Below are 19,880 nucleotides of genomic sequence, written 5' to 3' on the forward strand. Positions count from 1 at the left end.
GCCGTACTCGGCTGAGCCGGCCAGTCAGCTCGTGCGCGAGCTGCGCCGCAGCAGCTTCCGCCCTGTCAGCATGGCGCGGGCGAGATTCTCGCGCTGCAGGCGGCTCACCAGCACCACGCCGGCGACATGTAGCACCACCAGCGGGATCAGCAGATATGACGTCACCTCGTGGGTGTCCTCGACCCACCAGAGGCCGAAGAAGCGCACGGTCACCTGCATCGCGCCGGTCACCACGGAGACGATGAGCAGAAGCAGCAGTGCGAGCTGCATCGCCGTGCCCGCAGGGTTCAGCCCGAGATAGCGTCCGGTCCTGCCGCGCCGCAGATTCCACAGATAAGCGGGCGTCGCGCGCAGCCGGGCGCCGATGCTGCGGAAGCGCGAATGGCGGGTGCCGATGATGCCCCAGATCAGGCGGAACGCAAGCAGTCCGAGGATCGCGTAGCCCGCGATCCGGTGCAGGCCGTCATGGACGTTCGGCGTCACCCAGGCGACGAGCACCAGCACGGCCAGCATCCAGTGCCACAGCCGCAGCGGAAGGTCCCAGACCCGTACGGTCTCGGCGGCGTCCCGGTGTTTCAGGCTGGCGCGGGGGGCTGTGCCGTGCATGGCTCTCACGTCAGGTCATCCAGCACGCTGGACGACGCTTGCGCCAACTACTTGGCGATCGTGTGCTTCAGGCTGAGATCCTCCGGGCTGTAGAACAGCTCATACAGCTTGCCGCCCTTGACGCCGTAGACCTCGTAGCAGGTGCCCTCGACCTTCGAGCGGCGCACCTCGTAGCCCGCATCCTTCGCCTTGGCTTCCGCCTCGGCCGCCGGCTTCCACGACGCCTTGTCGAGCTTGGTGCAGTCCTTGTAGCCGTCGGCCAAGGCCGGCGAGATGGCGGTAAACGCGACAGCGAGCGCGGCCGCAATGGTCAGTCTCATCAATCCCCCCAATGAGCAAATTCAAATACGATGCACCGTGGGATCAGTGGAGACGGCAACCGCCCCGATGTGTCAACGGAGCGGCGGCTGGAATTGCTCTTAGAGCTTTTCCAAATTCGCCAGGGCCGCGATTTTTCAGCCGAAAATCGCAGACGGCGTGATGCGCGACGTTACGTCTCGCTCGCGCCGCTCATTGCGACACTGTGGTCGTCTGGCGTCCGCTCTCGCCCTGTCCCGCCGGCGGGACAGGGCGCCGATGCGAATGCCGGCGTCAGAATTCCAGGTTCGCACCCAGATAGAACGACCGCCCGGGACCGGGAACGGCGGTGCCCCACATCGTCGCGGTGCCCGATACGCCGCCGCCGGTGGCAGCGACGGTGCCGGCCTCCTTGTTGAACGACATCGATGCGCCCTCGCCGATATAGGCGCCGCCGAGCGGCAGGTAGTAGAGCTTGTTGAACAGGTTCTCGACGCCGAAGCTGATGCGCAGCTTCTGCCAGCTGTAGTTGCTGCGCAGGTTGACCAGGCCGTAGGCCGGGGTCTTGAGCTCGTTGCGCGCGACGGAGACGTCGGACTTGCGGCCCACCATCACCAGCTCGAGGCCGCTGTCCCAGCCGTCGAGCCGGTGCGTGAGCGTCAGCTTGCCGTTGATCGGCATGATGTTGTAGAGGCCGCCTCCGGTGTCGAGGTTCCTGCCGTTGGTATAGCTCAGGACTCCTTTCAGGCCGAAATCGCCGATCGGCGTCCTGCCCAGCGGCACCTTGCCGGACAGATCGAAGCCGTACAGCCGTGCCTGCTGGTTCATGTACTTCATGATCACAAACTGGTTGGCGACGGCAGGCACGGCAGCGGTGTTGGTGGCGGCCTTCCACTGCACCGCATCGATGTAGTCGCGCACATGGGTGTAATAGGGTGTGAGCCGTATCTCGGCCTCATGGTCGGCGCTGTGCCAGGCGCCGGTGAAGCTCACGGTATGGGCGACCTCGGGTCTCAGATTGGGGTTTCCGAGATAACCGTTGCCGTCGCCGACGAAATTGTTCATCTCCAGCGCCATGGTGTTGCGCGACCACGAATAACGCTCGTAGAGATTCGGCGACCGGGTCTTCTGCATCGCGCCGAACTCGAAGGTGAGATGGGCGCTCGGCGTATTCCGGAACAGCGCCGTCAGATCGACATTGTTGTCTTTTCGCGAGCGATCCATGGCGTTGAACGCCGCGCGGGAGCCGACCGAGCTCGTCTCGTACATGCCGGACATGAACCCCGATGTCAGCGGCGTGGTGCTGGTGTTGTAGCCGACGACCGGTCCGGTGTCGGTCTCGACGCGCTCGAACCGCACGCCCAGCAGCGACAGCCAGGACGGGCTCCACTTCGCCTCCCACTCGCTGAACACGCCGGCCCGGTCGCGCTTGCCGCCGTTGATGTTCCAGAATGTCAGCGGCGCCATGCCGCCGATGCAGTTGCCGACGCCGCAATCGGGGGCCGGCGGCCACCAGTCGTCGAGACGATAGGTCTGCAGGTCCACGCCGACGCGGACCACGTCGCGGGGCGACAGCGTGATGTCGGCCTTGGAGGTCAGGCCGTTGGTCTTGGTGCGCGTATACATCGGCATGCCGTTGACCGGATAGCTCGCACCCGTCGTGTTCGGCGGGCGCAGCGTGCCATACGAGAGCAGCCGATCGCCGCCGAAGTTCATGTAGTGATCGACGGACTGATGATAGAGGCGGGTGTCCAGATCGCCCCAGTCGAACCGGCCGAGATGGTGCAGGTTGAGGCTGTAGGCATCGTTGCCCAGCATGTCCATGCGCTGGTTCGGGTAGAGCTGATAGGGGACCTCCTGCACTCCCGCCTTCAGCTCGATGAGCTGGCCGTCCTTGCTCCAGGCGATGCCCATCAGATGATTCCTGGTCTCGTAGGCGGATGAGCCGACCTGATCGAGGGGAAGCACCGGCGTGATCGAGCTCCTCAGGGTGAAGTTCTTGAAGTTGCCGCCGGCCGTATAGTTGTCTGCCTTGACCGAAGCGCCGCTGTAGCTGACGCTGTAGTTCTCGGTGGCCATGGTGGCCGACAGGTTGACGCCGCGCACGTTGCCGTTGCTGCGGTAGAACGTGCCGATGCTGCCTTTTGTCAGCAGGCTCTGCCCCGGCGCCGCGAACAGGGCCGCCGGCGAGCTGACGGCGACGGTGCCGCCGATCGAGTCGCCGCCGACGCTCACGGGAGTGATGCCCGCCCAGACCTTGGCTGCGGCGACCTGGGCTGGATCGATGTAGGACAGCGCCGGATTCATGTGATTGGGACATGAGGCGATGGTGTCCATGCCGTCGACCTTGATGCGCAGGCGGTCGTCGGCGAGGCCATGGATCGCCGGCAGGCTCGAGACCCCGCCGGCCGAATAGAGGCTGACGCCGGGTACATCGGCAAACAGCGCAGCGGTGTCGTTCGTGATGGCGCGCTTCGCCAGGATGTCACCCGGCGCAACCGAAGTGGCGCCGGGAGGCGCGGCGACGCCGTCGGATGAGGTCGCCTGCGGCGGTGGCGCGCTTGCCGGATTGGTCGTCGCCGCATGTGCGCCCCTGCGGCGGACGGCCGTTCGGGCGGCCGGACGGGGCTGCGGGACAGTGACCGTCACCTGCGGCAGCGTGGCGGCAGAGCGAGCCCGCGATGGGTCCTGCGCAAGCACGGGGCTCGAAAGGGCGAATGCCAGCAGCGCAGGCGATGTCAGCACGGTGGTTGAGCGGAGCAACCGCCGCCGGACGGGTGTCGAACATTGGTCCATGATGGGATCTCGGAATAGGAATGGGAGAGGCGTCTGGCGGCGAGCGCGCCGTGGCCCCGTGAACATGTCGCGACGAGGCGGCTGCGGGCACGGCTGCGGCGACCGCCGGACGGCAGCCCACAGCGCGCGCGGACGAGACCGGCCGCATCGTGACGGGATGAGATGTCTGGAGTGATCGGCCTAGACGGCCGCCGGTGGTCCGCGAGCGACCGGCAGTTCGAGTGCGGGCCGGAGCGCCGCAACGACGTCGATCCGCTCGATCAGGATCGCCACGACCACCGGCATCGGCCGCGCCATGGCGGGTACGTGCGGGACGGTGACGCCGCGTCCGAGCGCACAGAACGGACAGCTCGCGCATTGCTTGGCCGCAGTGCCGATATCGTCCGACGGCGGACCGTCGGTGGAGCTCTGACAGATGATGGCGGTGTCGGGAGCCGCAACCGCAGCGCTCATCGCGGAGAACGCCAGCACGGACTGGAAGATCAGGGCCCATGCCGCGAACCAGACGAGAGCGCCGCCGAGCCGCGACAGCGCTGCGCGGCGCCGCGCTGAGCGCATGCGCGCCTCACGTCGTCCTGATGCGATGCCTTGTAGTTGACGCCCCTGACGAGCCACCGACTGACGCCCCCGTCCCTCGCAACTACCTACAGGAGCGGACATCCGGTTGGCAATGGACGACACGCGGCCGGCTCGACTCCCGTCGCAGTGGATCAATTCGGCCACAGTGAAGTGACTTCAACTCATTCGCGAGCGGCCGGCGCGACTGAAACGCGCGCGGGCCATTCTTGCGAGTCGAACTCAATCGCGGCGGGGTCTCGCGACGGATGACGGCCGAGCCTGGACGCCGTCAGCGACATCTGTCAAATATAGCCTCATGACCTTCCGCATTCGCATCGCAGGCGCTGCCGTCAGCAGCCGAATTACCGACCCGGCCTGATCCGTCGGGCCGGGCGCTTCCGCCTGCGAGAATTGCCTGTGAATGCTCTTGGCGCCCGAAGATGCGCTGTATGCGAGGTCTGTATCCGTGTCTCCCAACCAACCGACGCTGCACCTCGTGTGCGGCAAGATCGCTGCCGGCAAATCGACGCTCACCGCGGAGCTCGGCCATCGCTCGGCCACCGTCGTGGTCGCCGAGGACGACTGGCTGTCGCGGCTCTATCCCGGCGAGCAGAGCAGCTTGGCGGACTACGTGCGCAATTCGTCACGGCTGCGCAGCGTGATGGGGCCGCATGTCGTCGCGCTGTTGCGGGCCGGCGTTTCGGTCGTGCTCGACTTCCCCGCCAACACGCCGGCGAGCCGCGCCTGGATGCGCAGTCTGTTCGAAGCCGCCGGCGTGCCGCACCAATTGCATCACCTCGACGTTCCCGACGAGGTCTGCAAGGCGCGGCTGCGCGCGCGCAACGCAGAAGGCCGCCACGCCTTCACCGTGACCGACGAGGAGTTCGACCTGTTCACGTCCTACTTCGTGGCGCCGACGCCGGATGAAGGATTCGACGTGATCGTGCATCGGCCGTGGTGCCGCTCGCAATAAACAGAGCGATCGTCAACGTGCTCGTAGCCCGGATGAGCGAAGCGACATCCGGGTTCACCGGCATACTGCGTGAGACCCCGGATGTCGCTTCGCTCATCCGGGCTACGCGTCGTGAGCCGCTGCAAGTCGCTCCTAAGCGCTGTGCATTCCGATCCTGAAGCGCCGATTCTGCCGGCCCTTGTTGTCCACTTTCACGATGCGGATGGGCCGGGCCTGCGCCGTCGAGACCAGATGCGTGCCGCCGCAGGCTTGGCGGTCGAGGCCGTCGATGTCGACGATGCGGATCAGGCCGTCGGCCTGGCGTGGCGGGGCGACGGATTTGGCGCGGAACAGGCCAGCGGTCGCCTGCGCCTCGTCGTAGCCCATGTCGAAGGCGCGGACCGGGCGATCGTCCGAGATCGCCGCGTTGACCGCGTCCTCCACCGCGCGCAGCTGCTCCGGCGCCACCTTGGGCAGATCGAAATCGACACTGAACTCGTCGGTCTCGGTCATGCGGACGCCGGTCAGCAGCGCGCCGTCGAACAGCGTGTAGACGGCACTGTTGACGAGATGCGCCACCGTGTGCTGCTCGCTCATGCGCTGCCGGAACGCCGGATCGACGCGCAGCTCGATCGCCCCGTCCGGGATGGCGTCATCACCGATCAGGTGCCAGATGCCGTCGGCGGTCGGCTCGAACCCGGTGACGACGCGGACGATCCCGTTCCACGCGATCGTGCCGCGGTCCGGCAACTGGCCGCCGCCGCCGGGATAGAACGGCGAGCGCGCCACCAGCACCGCGCCGGGGCGCGCGTCGAGCGCGGTGATGTCGAGATCCAGCACGTCGGGACGATCGACAGCGAAAGGGCGGGGCAGGAAGTCGGTCATGCAGAACGGCTCGCAATCGCATAGCCCGGATGAGCGGAGCGACATCCGGGTTCATCGAGACGGCGCGTGAGGCCCCGCATATGGCTGCGCTCATGCGGGCCACGAAGCTACGACGATACGCAGCATCGCGGCGCTGTGCAAATGGCCGTTCCTGTCTCGGCCGCAGCGCCGGGTCTCAGCGGCATGCCGCCACCGTGAACCACGCCATGCGAAACGCGCCATCGCCCAGGCGCAGGCACACGGTGTCGCCCGGCTGCAACCTTTCGTACAGCGCCTGCGCAACATGTGCATCGGTGGTTCTCGCGAACGGGCCCCACGGCTCGAGCGTCACCTGATGCGTGGCGAGCCGGCTATGGCCGAGATGCTTGGCGAGCACACGGCTGCGCAGCAGCGCCGGCGCCGAGCGGTCGAGTGCGGTGTTGAACTGACCAAGCGCCCCGAACGCATAGGCGGCGACGAAGAGAGCGGCGAGCAGCAGCCGCCAGCCGCGGCGGCGGAGCTGGGTTTCGAACCGCGCGGCGACGATGAGGAAAATGATCGCGACCGCGGTCGCGAAGGCCGTCAGCGGCAGCCAGTCGACGAGGTTGATGTCCGACAGCGTGCGCGCGGCGAGCGTGCCGGCCGCCACGATGCAACCGGTGCCGAGATTGGCGCCGTAGCCGGAGCCGAGGCCGATGCGGAACCGCCCGGGAAAGCGCAAGGTGAGGATGAGCGCCAGCAGCGGGATGACGGTGACGACCGCGATCAGCTGACCAGCCGGAAAGCTCGGGAAGAGCGACCAGGCTGCGAGCCCGATTGCGAACAGCGAAAAGCCCAGGGCGATGCGCTGCGACGGCGCGCCACTGCCGTCCCGGCTGTCGCTGTCGCCGGGTCTGTCGTCGCGCGGGTGGGGAGCGTTCATCACCAGATCCGTATCGAGGGTGTTTCCCGCTGATAGCGGAGGAGGGTTGACCGACGACGAATGCGCCGGCGATTTGACAGCGACGAGCCGGGTTGCGACTGTCCGCAGCCAGAGCAAGAAAGCCGCACCAGGAAACGCCAGGAACACCTCATGTCAACAGAGCATGTCGACGTGCTGATCGTCGGCGCCGGGCTGTCCGGCATCGCCGCCGCCTATCATCTGCAGCACAAGTGCCCGGGCAAGCGCTTCGCGATCCTGGAGGGGCGGGGCGCGATCGGCGGCACATGGGACCTGTTCCGCTATCCCGGCATCCGCTCCGACAGCGACATGTACACGCTCGGCTATTCGTTCAAGCCGTGGACCGATCCGAAGGCGATCGCCGACGGGCCGCAGATCCTGAAATACGTCCAGGACACCGCGACCGATAACGGCATCGATCGCCACATCCGGTTCAACCATCGGGTCCGGCGCGCGTCGTGGTCGAGCGCGGACGCACGCTGGACCGTCGAGGCCGAGCGCCGGACGGAGCAGGGCACGGTCGAGACCGTGCGGATGACCTGCGGCTTTCTGTTCATGTGCTCCGGCTACTACCGCTACGAGTCGGGCTATCTGCCGGACTTCAAGGGCATGGCCGATTTCAAGGGCCGCATCGTGCATCCGCAGGCCTGGCCTGAGGATCTCGACTATGCCGGCAAGCGCGTCGTCGTGATCGGCTCCGGCGCGACCGCGGTCACATTGGTGCCGGCGATGGCGAAGTCCGCCGCGCATGTGACGATGCTGCAGCGCTCACCGACCTATGTGGTGTCGCGCCCGGCGCAGGACGCGCTCGCCAACAAGCTGCGCCGGCATCTGCCCCCTGGCCTCGCCTATCACCTGATCCGCTGGCGCAACGTGCTGTTCGGGATGTATTTCTTCCAGCTCAGCCGGCGCAAGCCGCAGCGGGTCAAGCAGCTGATCCTGGGCGGGGTGCGCGCCGCGCTGGGTCCCGATTACGACGTCGCCACCCATTTCACGCCGCGCTACAACCCGTGGGACCAGCGGTTGTGCCTGGTGCCGGACGGCGACCTGTTCAAGACCATTCGCGAGCAGCGCGCCTCGGTGGTGACGGCCGGGATCGAGACCTTCACCGAGCGCGGCCTGCGCCTCGCCGACGGCCGCGAAATTGAGGCCGATATCGTGGTCACCGCGACCGGGCTGGTGCTGCAGGTACTCGGCGGCATCGAGGTCGTCGTGGATGGCCGCACCGTCGATTTCGCAAAGACGCTCAACTACAAGGGCATGATGTATTCCGACGTGCCGAATCTGGCGGCGACGCTCGGCTACACCAATGCGTCCTGGACGCTGAAATGCGACCTCACTTGCGAATATGTCTGCCGGCTCCTGAACTATATGGACCGGCACGGCTATCGCCAATGCGTGCCGCACAATGACGATTCCACCGTCACGCCGCTGCCGTCGCTGAGCTTCAGCTCCGGCTATGTGCAGCGCGCGGTTGCCGATCTGCCGAAGCAGGGCTCGAAGCGGCCGTGGCGGCTGTACCAGAACTACGCGCTGGATATCGTCTCGCTGCGCTTCGGCAAGGTCGACGACGGCGTGATGCGGTATTCGTGAGGGAAGGGGGGGCGTGCGGCGCTCACCTCTATGACGTCAGCTTGGGGCGGCTCTCTCCACATCGTCATGGCCGGGCTGATCCGGCCATCGATGTCGTTGGGCTTGGAAGAACGCGGATGCCCGGAACCGGTCCGGGGCATGACGGGTAAGCAACCAGCAGTTTGCTTGGCGCTTACCGCTCCGCCGCCCCCTCCCGCAGCGGCGCGCGGCTGAGTTCGTTGGCGGCCGCAATCGCCTTGCGCATGAGGCGCACCAGCTCCTTCGCCTCGGCCCCGCTGAGGCCGCGCACCATCAGCCGCTGCGCCGCCTCGACCGCCGGCGTGATCGCCTCCAGCGTCCTTCTCCCCTCATCGGTGATCAACAGCTCGCGTGACCGGCGGTCGCGCGCGCTCGCACGGCGGACGACGAGGCCCTTCTGTGCGAGCCGGTCGATCACGCCGGTGATCGTGGTGCGGTCATAGGCGATCAGGCCAGCGAGCGTGATCTGGTCGATGGCCGGGTTGGCCGCGATCGCGGCCAGTGCCGCATATTGCACCGGCGTGAGGTCGAAGCCGGCCGCTTCCACCTCCGCCAGGAACACCGCCACGGCGATCTGCTGAAACCGGCGTGCCAGGTGCCCCGGCATGTCCTGCATCTCGGTCAATTCGAATCTCCTGTCACCAGCTTGACAAGCATACTGATGATCAGCATACTGATCAATAAGGAACAGCGAGGGAGGGTTGTCACGTGCAGTTTCATCTCAACGGCTTCCAGCCGGGCGATCCCGAGATCTTCGACGCGGCCGAACGTGTCGCGAGCGCCGGCGCGACCAGCCCGCTGCCACCCGAAGCCGATGTCCTCATCGTCGGCTGCGGCCCGGCGGGGTTGAACCTCGCTGCCCAGCTTTCCGCTTTTCCGGACATCAGGACCTGCATCGTCGAGCAGAAGCCGGGCCGGCTGCTGCTCGGCCAGGCCGACGGCATCGCCTGCCGCACCATGGAGATGTTCCAGGCCTATGGTTTTGCCGAGAAAGTGCTGAGGGAAGCGTGCTGGATCAACGAGACCACGTTCTGGAAGCCGAGCGACCAAGACAGCAAGCATATCGCGCGCAGCGGTCGCGTGCAGGACGTCGAGGACGGCCTGTCGGAGATGCCACATGTCGTGCTCAACCAGGCTCGGGTCCACGATTTCTTCCTGGACGTGATGCGCCGGTCGGCCGCGAAGCTCGAGCCGCATTACGCGCGGCGACTGCGCGATCTGCGGATCGATCCGGCCGCAGGCGTCGACGCACACGGCGTGACCGTCAGCTTCGATCGCATTGATCCGGAGCATGAAGGCCAGGTGGAGACGGTGCGCGCGCGCTACGTCGTCGGCTGTGATGGCGCGCGCAGCGTCGTGCGCAAGGCGATCGGCCGCGAGCTGCACGGGGATTCCGCCAATCATGCCTGGGGCGTCATGGACGTGCTCGCCGTGACCGATTTTCCCGACATCCGCTTCAAGTCGCTGATCCAGTCCGCCAAGGACGGCAGCCTGCTGGTGATCCCGCGCGAGGGCGGCTATCTGGTCCGGCTGTATGTCGAGCTTGCCAAGCTCGAGGTCGGCGAGCGCGTGGCGGGGCGCAACATCACCGTCGACGAAGTGATCGCCAAGGCACGGCGCATTCTCGAGCCATATACGCTCGAGGTGAAGGAGGTCGCGTGGTGGTCGGTCTATGAGATCGGCCAGCGCATCACCGACAAGTTCGACGACGTGCCGGAGGCCGAGGTCGCAACGCGGCTGCCGCGCGTGTTCATCGCCGGCGACGCCTGCCACACCCACAGCCCGAAGGCGGGGCAGGGCATGAACGTGTCGATGCAGGACACGTTCAATCTCGGCTGGAAGCTCGCCGCCGTCCTGGGCAAGCGTTGCGCGCCGCAGCTCCTGCACAGCTATTCGGCGGAGCGGCGGGCCATCGCCCAGGAGCTGATCGATTTCGATCGCGAATGGGCAGGAATTCTTGCCTCCGCCGCCAAGCAGGGCGGCGCCGATGCGGCCAAGACCCAGGACTATTTCGTGCGCCACGGCCGCTACACGGCGGGCACCGCCACGCACTATCGACCCTCCGTTCTCACCGGCGCCGACACCTTCCAGCCGCTCGCCACGGGCTTGGTCATCGGCAAGCGCTTTCACTCGGCGCCGGTGATCCGGCTCGGCGATGCCAAGCCGGTGCAGCTCGGCCATGTCGTCCAGGCCGACGGCCGCTTCCGCATCTTTGCGTTCGCGGCGGCGGAGGATCCAGCCGCGCCGGAGTCCGCCATCCGCCGCCTGTGCAAATTCCTCAGCGAGGATTCGGCCTCGCCCGTGCGCCGCCACACCCAGGCGGGCGCCGACATTGATTCCGTGATTGATCTGCGCGCGGTGTTCCAGCAGGGGCATCGCGAGCTCGCGATCGAACACATGCCGGAGCTGCTGCTGCCGCGGAAGGGCCGTTACGGCCTCATCGACTACGAGAAGATGTTCTGTGCCGATCTGAAGAGCGGCCAGGACATCTTTGCGATGCGCGGCATCGATCGCGCCGCGGGCTGCATCGTGATCGTGCGGCCCGATCAGTATGTCGCCGACGTCCTGCCGCTCGACGGCGTCAGGAGGCTGTCGGCGTATTTCGACGGTGTGCTGCTGCCGGTCCGCTGAGGCACGCCGATGGTAAACGAAACCCAAATCCGCTCCTCGGATTTCCGGGCTTGGCGCTAGTCAGATCCCAAGGTTTCCTTGCTACAAACGAGGTCTCCGGATTGGACGATTGAGTGGGTGAGACGTCGAAATGTTGATGTTGGCGAACCGTCGCAAGAGTGAACGTCGGCTGTGCAGGAGGATCGCGAAGATTCACTACGGCAATGGCAGCCTGCCGCGGGACTGCACGGTCACGGATATTTCCGACGGCGGCGTCAAGGTGATCGCCGAATTCGTCGAGATTCCCCCGCAGTTCACCATCGTCTTCGCGCCCGACCACCAGCGCAAGTGCCGGCTGGCCTGGCGCATCGGCTGCGAGTTCGGCGCCGAATTCATCGATTGAGGCGGGCCGGCCGCGCCCGCTTAACGGGACCTTAGGGTTAATCTGCCAGCGTGCAGATCATCTGGTCCCGAAGTAGTTCAGTTGCATGCGTACGCGGCCCCTTCGCTCTCTCCCTCTGCTCCGGCCGGCCGCGTTCGCGCTGTCGTTCACGGCCGTGCTGCTCGGTCTCGGCGCCTGCCAGACCACCGATCTCAGCGAGGTCACGGGGGCACTGGGCGGCAATCCCGAAAAGAGCCGCGCTGCCGCTGCCGACCCGCGCGCCGAGATCGATCAGCTCCGCGAGCGCTTCCGCGCCAATCCCAACGATCCCGAGGTGGCGCTGCGCTATGGCAGCGCCCTGCGCGGCACCGGCCAGCGCTCGCAGGCCGTCGCCGTGCTGGAGCAGGCGAGCATCGCCAGCCCCGGCAACAAGGCGCTGCTGGCGGCCTACGGCCGTGCGCTCGCCGACAACGGCAATTTCCAGCAGGCGTTCGACGTGCTCAGCCGCGCGCATTCGCCCGAGGATCCCGACTGGCGCATCCTGTCGGCGCAGGGCGCCACGCTCGACCAGATGGGGCGCAACGAGGAGGCCCGGCAATACTACATGACGGCGCTGAAGATCGCCCCTGACGATCCCTCGGTGCTGTCCAATCTCGGCCTGTCCTACGCGCTCTCCAACGAACTGCCCAAGGCCGAGGAGCAGTTGCGCAAGGCCAGCGCACACCCCGATGCCAGCCCGCGGGTCCGGACCAATCTCGCCGTCATCGTCGGCCTGCAGGGCCGGATGAGCGAGGCCGAGAGCATCGCGCGGTCGGGGCTGCCGCCGGAGCAGGCCAATGCCAGCGTCGCCTATGTGAAGCGCATCCTGGAGCGCCGCAAGATCGCGCAGCGCGAGCTGTTGCCGCGCCGCGACCGGCCGGTGGCCGGTGAGCCCGACAAGGCGCTGGCGCGGGCGCTCAGCCGCTCCGACGACTAGAGCACGATCCGGAAAAGTGGAAACCGGTTTTCCCTCGCGACAAACGCCAAAGGCGTTTGCGCGGAGATCATGATCTAAGGCGCTATTTCGCGCCGAGCAGTTTCGCGATCGGCGCCAGCAGCGAGCCGCGCTGCGGCTTGTGGTCGATGCGCCCGGTGAGCCGGTTCGCGATGTCCTGGAACAGCTTTGGCGTGCGACTCAGCCCCGATATCTCCGCGATCATCTGGCCGTTGTTGGCGGCGGTGCCGAACAGCTTGCAGTCGAACGGGATGATCGCGACCGGCTCGGCCTCGACGGTCTTGGCGAAGCGCTTTAGGTCGATCTCCGGCCGCTTGGGCATGCCGACCTGGTTCAGGCAATACAGCGGCGGCCGGTCGTTCGGGCGCGAGGCCTTGAGCACGCTCAGGAGATTCTTGGCGTTGCGCAGATTCGCCAGATCGGGCTCGGCGACCACGAGGATGTCGTCGGCATTGATCAGCGCATGCCGCGTCCAGGCCGACCATTGGTGCGGCACGTCGAGCACGATGCATTGCTGGGTCATGCGCAGGGTGTCGAAGATCGCGTCGAACGCATCGGCGCCGAAATCATAGACGCGGTCGAGCGTCGCGGGGGCGGCGAGCAGGTTGAGATTTTCGGTGCATTTGGCGAGCAGGCGCTCCATCAGCGCCGTATCCGGCCGGTCCGGCTGGAACACGGCGTTGGCGATGCCCTGCAGCGGATCCTGGTTGTAGTCCAGTCCCGCGGTGCCGAACGCCATGTCGAGATCGATGACGACGGAATCCAGCGTCAGGTCGCGCGCCATGCTCCAGGCGACGTTGTGGGCGACGGTGGAGGCGCCGACGCCGCCCTTGGCGCCGACCACGGCGATGATGCGGCCGGTGATGACGGCCTCCGAGGCCGAGAACAGGCTGCAGACCGACCGGATCACGTCGATGGTCTCGACCGGGCCCATCACATAGTCGTTGACGCCGCGCCGGACCAGCTCGCGATAGGCGACGCCGTCGGACGGGCTGCCGATCAGCACCACGCGGGTGCCGGGATCGCAGACGCTGGCGAGGTCGTCGAGGCCGCCGAGAATGTCGCCGCCGGGCCTGGTCTCGATCAAGATGACGTTCGGCGTCGGCTGCGAGTGATAGGTCTCGATCGCGCGCGGCATGCCGCCCGCCTTGATCGTGATGTGCGCCTTGCCGAGTCTTCGGTCCTGGCTCGCCGCGAGGATCGCGGCCGAGGTCTGGTCGGTCTCGCAGAATGCCTGCACCGAGACGCGCGGCACCGGCGCGATGTGATCGTCGAGGGCCGGGCCGGTGGGGCCGGGCTGCTCATCCTGGCTCTGACGGGACGCGTTGATCATTTGCCTGTATCGCTGAGCTTGGCCTTGTCTGACTCCGGATACGCCACCGCCGTCGACTCGCCCTTGCGGTACTTCTCGAACAGCGCGGAGCGGCGCGGCGTGTAGGCGGCCATCTCCGAGCGCGGCTGCTCGAGATCGGCCGGGTTGTCGATCATCGCAGCGAGATTGCGCTGCGTGGCGCAGCCGAAATTCTGATAGTGCTGGTTGCTGCTGTAGCCGGGATTGTTGATGTTCGGCCCGAGATCGTCCGGCCACAGCCCGCAGGGACCGGCGACGGCGGCGATCTTCGGATAGCTCAGCCGGATGACGGCGAGCTGCCGCGGATCGTCGGGCATGGTGTTGCGCATCGAGATCGCGTGCGAGGGAACGCCGCCGGCGGTCAGCACGGCGCGGATCTCGCGATAGGCGTCGGCCGCGGCGCGCGCATTCGACGTGCCTGCCGGCACCTCCGCCATGATCCCGCCGGTGCCTTCGCGCAGCCATGAGCGCGCGAGCCCCGCGACGTCCACGCGCTGCTGGTAGGTCAGGCCGCCGCGTCCGCTGCCGATGAAGACGACGGTCGACTGCCGGCCTTCCTCGATCGCGATCGGATGGCGGATCTTGTAGTCGTCCGGGATCGTCGCGACGACCTCGCCGGTGGTGGTGTTGCAGGCGCCGAGCGTGAGCGCCAGCCCCGCGATGGCGCCGATCCGGCGCAGCGTGCGTCCGCCGTCTGGTATGGATGTTGCCGACATGATCGTTCCCCCGTGCCCCGTCGTCCCGCAATCTCAGTCGATGATGAAGCCGAAGCCGGCCGGCTGCCCCGTGGCCGCGTCGACCCTGGCGGCGATGCCGTACAGCCGGTTCATGCGGCCGAGCAGCGCCGACTCCGAGTCGGTGGCCGGCGCGAAGCCGTCGTCCGGACGCGACAGCTCCTTCTGCGCGACGGCGCGCACGACATAGGGCGTCACCAGCACCATCAGCTCGGTCTCGTTGTTGACGTAGTCCTGGCTGCGGAACAGCTGGCCGAGCACCGGCAGCTGATTGAGCCCGGGCAGGCCGTTGATCGCCTGCTTGGTCTGGTTCTGGATCAGGCCGGCCATCGCCATCGAGCCGCCGGAGGGGATCTCGACCGTGGTCTCGGCGCGGCGGGTGCGGATCGCGGGGATCGTCACCGACGACGTCGAGGCCGAGGTCAGCGCATACGACACCGTGATCGCATTGTCGTTCGACAGCTCCGACACCTCGGTCATCACCCGCAGGCTGATGCGTCCTTCGCTGAGCACGACCGGCGTGAAGTTGAGCGAGATGCCGAACTTCTTGTAGGTGATCGAGGTGCTGCAGACCCGCGTGGTGGGATCGCAGGAATAGCCGCCGGGAATCGGGAATTCGCCACCGGCGATGAAGGTCGCGGATTCGCCGGAGATCGCGGTCAGATTGGGCTCGGCCAGCGTCTTGGTCACGCCCGCCGTCTCCATCGCGCGCATCGTCGCCGAGACCGACGACAAGCCGCCGCCGGTGGCGGAGAGGCCGTTGGTGCCGACCAGCGACCTGCCATAGGCGGTGAACGGGTTCGTGTTGTTGAAGTTCACGACGGCGGTGCCGTAGGTCATGCTGGCGCTGAGATCGATGCCGAGCTGCTTGACGATCTCGCGCCGGACCTCCGACACGTTGACCTTCAGCATCACCTGGTCGCGGCCGCGCACGACGATCGAGTTGACCACCTTGTCGGCACCGCCGACGAGGCGAGCGGCGATCTCGCTGGCCTGCTGCGCCTCGACCGGGCTCGACACCGATCCGGTCAGGATCACGCCCTCGCCGACGCCGTCGATCTTGACGCCGGGAATGCTCTGGCTCAGCGCCTGGCGCACGCCGTTGAGATCGCGCTTGATCGCGATGTCATAGGCCGCGACCTGCTGTCCCTCGCCGTCGAAGAACACGACGTTGGTCTGGCCGACCGCCGCGCCGATGATGTAGGCGCGCCGGGCCGAACGGACGACGGCGTTGGCGACCTTGGGATCGGCGACCAGCACGTCCTTGACGTCCTGCGGGAAGTCGACGACCACGGACTTGCCGATGCCGAGCGAGAGGAAGCGAACCTTCGACGACCCGACCGACACCACAGGCGTCTCCAGCCTGTCGTCAGCCGCCTTCACCGGCGTCAGCGCCGGATTGAGCGCGAGGCCGATCACGGCCGATGTCGATAGCGCGCGGACGACCCACGTCCCGAATTTTGCGCGTTGATGCCCACCCATCATCTTCCTCGTCCTTTCGGTCACTTCTGCGCCGTGAGCGAGCTCGTGATCCCATAGCGAATGATCTCGATGGCGCTGCCCCGTCGCGCCATCTGCTGCTGTTGCTGCGTCTCGGTCTTGTTGCCGTCGGCGGCGTTCACGTCGGCGATGCTGCGCAGCGCCAGCGCCAGCGAGCCGGCCTGTCGCGCGCGTGCCAAAGTCTCGGCCTGCTCGGGCTTGAGCTCGAGCGTCACCGTCTTGCCGACGACGGTGTTCTGGCCTTCCTTCTCCTTCGGCGCCTGGTCGATCGCGAGCACGCGGACGTTGGAGAGAATGATCTCGGAGCTGACGAAGTCGGCGGCACCGGGCTTGTCCGGGTTCTTGTCGCGCTTCGACAGAATGACGTCGACGCGGTCGTTCGGCAGGATGAAGCCGCCGGCGCCGGTCTCGGGCGAGATCTCGGTGGAGATCGCACGCATGCCTGCAGGCAGGATCGCCGCCATGAAGCCGGAGCCGTCCGCCTTCACCAGCTTCTGCTCGCGGATCGGCTCGCCGATCACGAACGGCGAGCGGGCGATGGTGCCGACCAGCTGATTGGCCGCCTCGGGACGGTCGCCGCGCCGGATGAAGATGTTGCTCGCGGCCTCGGGCCAGGTCTGCCAGATCAGGTCGCCGGGCTTGATCGCCTGACCGAGCCCGATGTCGTTCTTGGCGACCAGCACCTCGACCGTCGGCAATTGCACGACCGGCGCCGCCGGCGTCTGCCGCTGGCCGTCGGAATTGCTAACCAGATAGGCCGCAACGCCGCCCGCGCCGAGAGCGATGGTTAACACCACGATGCGTGCGGTCATCATACGCGTGACTACTTTGCTTACTCATACGCCTGGGGCGACGCGCGAGCCGACTGACAGCCGTCCCCCTCACTTACGACTAAGCGGCAATAGTATATGCGAAATTGAACAGCATAGGCGGCAGCCGCTGCCGTGCGGACCGATTGCGCAAGTGGTGAACAGGTTGTTAGCGAGCAAATAGCGAAACGACGCGAACGTGTTAGCTGTTTGCTGGCAGCGCGGTTGCGCGCGCTGATAGTTGCTCACCCGATTGAATGAAATTGTGAGTTGCAGCCGCGCCTCGGTGGTCGCGCGTTAGGATGAATCATTGACTAATCACGTTGAACGCGAACGCACGCTCATCGTGAGACGGTGTGCGTCGTGACGCGATCGCGCCGCGGCTGATGCGATCAGCCGTTCGTGCCTGGGACGAATACGTGCCGCGCCCCACCGTAATCTGACGGGCCGGCATTTTCAGAAAGCGGAAACGGGTTGGACATACGATTCCGTTGAGCGGGATTTCCGTTTCGGATTCAGATTTCCTCAAGAATTTGCGCGCACGGTCCGGGGCATGGCGGCTTTGCCCATTTCGAGTTAGTTCGACCGAAAATGCACGCAGAAATTGTAACAGGCATATCGTGCCTCGGCGGGGGCCGGGCCATCGGGGACATCATGGGTTCGAGGGGAGACGTGCAATGTCGGTTGCTCGATTCCTGAAGCAGCGCGCGGTCAGGATTCAGACGGTCGGGTCCTACACGCTTTCGAACTGGTATTCCCCGGAAGGACGGCTGCGATCCTTCGCCTGCCGCACCACGCGGGTGTCGCCGTTTCGCGCGCTGCTCGAGGTGCCCGTGGTCGGCAAGGTCGGCGATCGTCTGACCTCGTATTTCCGCGACTTCGGCAAGTTCGAAGGCGAGATCAGCGACACCGTGCATGGCGGCTTTCTGCTCGAGCTAGAGATGACGCGCGCCGAGCGCGCCAAGCTCGCCGAGAAGCTGGTCTGGCTGGAGAAGAAGCAGAAGGATCCGTCGATCCGCGACTCCCGCCGCGATGCGCGCTTCGTGCCGAACTCGCCGCATTCGGCGCTGACGCTCGCCGACGGCAGCTGCATCCCGTGCTTCGTGATCGATGCCTCGATGTCGGGCGCCGCGGTCTCGGCGGAGATCCAGCCGGAGATCGGCACGCCGCTGGCGGTGGGCAGTTGCATCGGCCGCGTCATCAGGCATTTCCCCAGTGGCTTCGCCGTCCGCTTCGTCGACCAGTTGCCAGGCGCCAACGAGCTCGAGCGGCGGGTGATCACGCCGCCGGCGCGCCCGTTGCGGCGGAAGCTCGTGGCCCACGGCGATGACCGCCTGATCGGGGCGCCCGAGGACTTCTTCCTGGTGTGACGGCGGCGCTCCTGCGGCGTTCGACGGCGGCCGCTCCGGCCTGCGCGGTTTCGCGTATGGAGCGAAGGCGGGAATCGCGGCATGGGAACTGGCGGCCGTCCGCACGGTTAACGCGATGTTAATCGGCATCGTGACAGCTTGCGTTGCCGGGTGCATTGCCAGGAGGACCAGTCCCATGGAGGCCCAGAAGACCGCGGTGGATGCCATCGTCGTCCTCACCGGCTGCGACCGCGACGCGGTGGCCGTCTTCATCCGCCGCATGTATCTCGCCGGCGTCCGGGACCCCAAGCGGCTGACCTTCAAGGGCCTGCAGGAGCTGACGCGGGCTTAGCATGATTGCAGCCGGGGCCGGCGGCTGTTGCAGCCGGGTCACGCCGCAGAACTTTCAACCCCGATTCCCGTTCACAACCCATGTGCGAAGGGATGCGGCCGGCCGCGCTTGCGGCTAAATTGAGGCGCTTGGCCGGCATCAGAGCACCATCTGAATCCTCGCCCAGAAGGCGACACGGTTCTGCGCAACACGCTCTGAGCGGCCGGATCATGGGTCCCGGACATGCTCAGACAGCTCTTCGCGCCACAGCTCATCGGCCTCTACATCCTGATCGGGGCCACCCTCTACGTCCACTTCCGCGGCAAGCAGCGGCTGCGCTTCGCCCGCCAGCTCGGCGACCACTCGACCTATCTCGCCCCCTACAACGTGCTGATGTATGCCGGCTCGGCCGTGCCCAACACGCCGGTGATCCCGGTCGAGCAGTTTCCCGAGCTGAAGACGCTCACCGACAATTGGCAGGAGATCCGCGAGGAGGCGGTGCGGCTGTTCGACGAGGGCTTCATCCGCGCCGCCGCCGCCAACAACGACTGGGGCTTCTACTCGTTCTTCAAGAGCGGCTGGAAGCGCTTCTATCTGAAATGGTACGACGACTTCCTGCCGTCGGCGCGCACGCTGTGCCCGAAGACGGTCGAGCTGCTGAACTCCATCCCGAACGTCCACGGCGCGATGTTCGCGATGCTGCCGCCCGGCGGCAAGCTCGGCGCCCACCGCGATCCCTTCGCCGGCTCGCTGCGCTATCACCTTGGCCTGGTGACGCCGAACTCCGACAAGTGCCGCATCGTTGTCGACGGCGTGCCCTGCGTCTGGCGCGACGGCGAGGCCTTGATGTTCGACGAGACCTTCATCCACAGCGCCGAGAACTTAACCGAAATCAACCGCATCATCCTGTTCTGCGACGTCGAGCGCCCGATGAAGCTCGGCGTCATCGCCGCCGTCAACCGCTGGGTCAGCCACCACATCGTCAAGGCCTCGGCGACCCAGAACGTCGAGGGCGAGCACGTCGGCGTGCTGAACAAGGTGTTCGGCAAGCTGTATGAGTTTCACCTCGCCACGCGCAAGGTGAAGGCGTGGAACCGGACGGTGTACTACACGGCGAAGTACACGCTGACGGTGGCGATCGTCGGGGCGATCGTGGTGTCGGCGTTTCGGTGAGGGGGGACAGAGTAGGGCGGATT

At 66.5% G+C, this 19,880-nt stretch carries 19 protein-coding genes; 8 read left to right on the forward strand and 11 right to left on the reverse strand.

Features of this window, described 5'->3' with window-relative positions; translation table 11 throughout:
* Positions 1–24: 24 nt before the first annotated feature.
* The 4 genes from QX135_RS25440 to QX135_RS25455 all read right to left on the reverse strand — a co-directional run bounded on the left by QX135_RS25440 (position 25) and on the right by QX135_RS25455 (position 4,257).
* Positions 25–606: a cytochrome b/b6 domain-containing protein gene (locus QX135_RS25440; protein ID WP_316234353.1), complete on the reverse strand. Its 582-nt coding sequence runs from the start codon at positions 604–606 to the stop codon at positions 25–27.
* Positions 607–653: 47 nt separating this feature from the next.
* The gene (locus QX135_RS25445; protein WP_315759145.1) at positions 654–926 is read right to left on the reverse strand and encodes a PepSY domain-containing protein; all 273 of its coding nucleotides are present in this window, start codon (positions 924–926) and stop codon (positions 654–656) included.
* Positions 927–1,197: 271 nt separating this feature from the next.
* Complete coding sequence (locus QX135_RS25450) at positions 1,198–3,552, reverse strand: TonB-dependent receptor (RefSeq protein ID WP_315812986.1); 2,355 nt, start codon at positions 3,550–3,552, stop codon at positions 1,198–1,200.
* Between the two features lie 327 nt (positions 3,553–3,879).
* Positions 3,880–4,257 (reverse strand): hypothetical protein, encoded by a 378-nt coding sequence (locus tag QX135_RS25455; protein WP_315812987.1) that lies wholly within the window; start codon positions 4,255–4,257, stop codon positions 3,880–3,882.
* Positions 4,258–4,723: 466 nt separating this feature from the next.
* Between QX135_RS25455 and QX135_RS25460 the strand changes: the two genes are divergently transcribed.
* Positions 4,724–5,230, forward strand: a complete 507-nt coding sequence (locus QX135_RS25460; protein WP_315812988.1) for an ATP-binding protein — start codon at positions 4,724–4,726, stop codon at positions 5,228–5,230.
* 132 nt (positions 5,231–5,362) lie between these two features.
* Here QX135_RS25460 and QX135_RS25465 read toward each other — a convergent pair whose 3' ends face one another.
* Together QX135_RS25465 and QX135_RS25470 are read right to left on the reverse strand one after the other, a co-directional pair.
* The gene (locus QX135_RS25465; RefSeq protein ID WP_315812989.1) at positions 5,363–6,094 is read right to left on the reverse strand and encodes an alanyl-tRNA editing protein; all 732 of its coding nucleotides are present in this window, start codon (positions 6,092–6,094) and stop codon (positions 5,363–5,365) included.
* Between the two features lie 175 nt (positions 6,095–6,269).
* Complete coding sequence (locus tag QX135_RS25470; RefSeq protein ID WP_315812990.1) at positions 6,270–6,995, reverse strand: hypothetical protein; 726 nt, start codon at positions 6,993–6,995, stop codon at positions 6,270–6,272.
* A gap of 60 nt (positions 6,996–7,055) precedes the next feature.
* Between QX135_RS25470 and QX135_RS25475 the strand changes: the two genes are divergently transcribed.
* A complete protein-coding gene (locus QX135_RS25475) occupies positions 7,056–8,606 on the forward strand; it encodes a flavin-containing monooxygenase (RefSeq protein WP_409999359.1) in 1,551 nt (516 codons plus the stop codon).
* A 172-nt stretch (positions 8,607–8,778) separates the two neighbouring features.
* Here QX135_RS25475 and QX135_RS25480 read toward each other — a convergent pair whose 3' ends face one another.
* On the reverse strand, positions 8,779–9,231 hold the full coding sequence (locus tag QX135_RS25480) for a MarR family winged helix-turn-helix transcriptional regulator (RefSeq protein WP_315813014.1): 453 nt from the start codon (positions 9,229–9,231) through the stop codon (positions 8,779–8,781).
* A gap of 101 nt (positions 9,232–9,332) precedes the next feature.
* Here QX135_RS25480 and QX135_RS25485 point away from each other — a divergent pair, with 101 nt between their 5' ends.
* The 3 genes from QX135_RS25485 (at position 9,333) to QX135_RS25495 (ending at position 12,592) form a co-directional block, all read left to right on the forward strand.
* Positions 9,333–11,255: an FAD-binding monooxygenase gene (locus QX135_RS25485; RefSeq protein ID WP_316180308.1), complete on the forward strand. Its 1,923-nt coding sequence runs from the start codon at positions 9,333–9,335 to the stop codon at positions 11,253–11,255.
* Between the two features lie 136 nt (positions 11,256–11,391).
* A complete protein-coding gene (locus QX135_RS25490) occupies positions 11,392–11,637 on the forward strand; it encodes a PilZ domain-containing protein (RefSeq protein WP_315712872.1) in 246 nt (81 codons plus the stop codon).
* Positions 11,638–11,722: 85 nt separating this feature from the next.
* A complete protein-coding gene (locus QX135_RS25495; protein WP_316180310.1) occupies positions 11,723–12,592 on the forward strand; it encodes a tetratricopeptide repeat protein in 870 nt (289 codons plus the stop codon).
* Between the two features lie 82 nt (positions 12,593–12,674).
* On the opposite strand, the gene QX135_RS25500 is transcribed toward QX135_RS25495, so the two are convergent.
* From QX135_RS25500 to cpaB, 4 genes are read right to left on the reverse strand one after another with little or no spacing between them, the layout of a single operon-like run.
* Complete coding sequence (locus tag QX135_RS25500; protein WP_315771455.1) at positions 12,675–13,943, reverse strand: CpaE family protein; 1,269 nt, start codon at positions 13,941–13,943, stop codon at positions 12,675–12,677.
* A complete protein-coding gene (locus QX135_RS25505) occupies positions 13,940–14,677 on the reverse strand; it encodes a CpaD family pilus assembly protein (protein WP_315771453.1) in 738 nt (245 codons plus the stop codon). Before QX135_RS25505 ends, QX135_RS25500 begins: the two co-directional genes overlap by 4 nt.
* Before the next feature lie 33 nt (positions 14,678–14,710).
* The gene (locus QX135_RS25510; RefSeq protein ID WP_315738957.1) at positions 14,711–16,180 is read right to left on the reverse strand and encodes a type II and III secretion system protein family protein; all 1,470 of its coding nucleotides are present in this window, start codon (positions 16,178–16,180) and stop codon (positions 14,711–14,713) included.
* Positions 16,181–16,197: 17 nt separating this feature from the next.
* Entirely contained in the window at positions 16,198–17,010 is an 813-nt protein-coding gene (gene cpaB, locus QX135_RS25515) for a Flp pilus assembly protein CpaB (protein WP_315738955.1), read from the reverse strand.
* Positions 17,011–17,681: 671 nt separating this feature from the next.
* Here cpaB and QX135_RS25520 point away from each other — a divergent pair.
* The 3 genes from QX135_RS25520 (at position 17,682) to QX135_RS25530 (ending at position 19,857) form a co-directional block, all read left to right on the forward strand.
* Entirely contained in the window at positions 17,682–18,374 is a 693-nt protein-coding gene (locus tag QX135_RS25520) for a PilZ domain-containing protein (RefSeq protein ID WP_315782766.1), read from the forward strand.
* A 175-nt stretch (positions 18,375–18,549) separates the two neighbouring features.
* Positions 18,550–18,705 (forward strand): hypothetical protein, encoded by a 156-nt coding sequence (locus QX135_RS25525; protein WP_315738952.1) that lies wholly within the window; start codon positions 18,550–18,552, stop codon positions 18,703–18,705.
* Between the two features lie 222 nt (positions 18,706–18,927).
* Positions 18,928–19,857: an aspartyl/asparaginyl beta-hydroxylase domain-containing protein gene (locus QX135_RS25530; RefSeq protein WP_316234354.1), complete on the forward strand. Its 930-nt coding sequence runs from the start codon at positions 18,928–18,930 to the stop codon at positions 19,855–19,857.
* Positions 19,858–19,880: the final 23 nt, after the last annotated feature.

It is taken from the genome of Bradyrhizobium sp. SZCCHNR1098 (assembly GCF_032489375.1).
Lineage (GTDB): Bacteria > Pseudomonadota > Alphaproteobacteria > Rhizobiales > Xanthobacteraceae > Bradyrhizobium.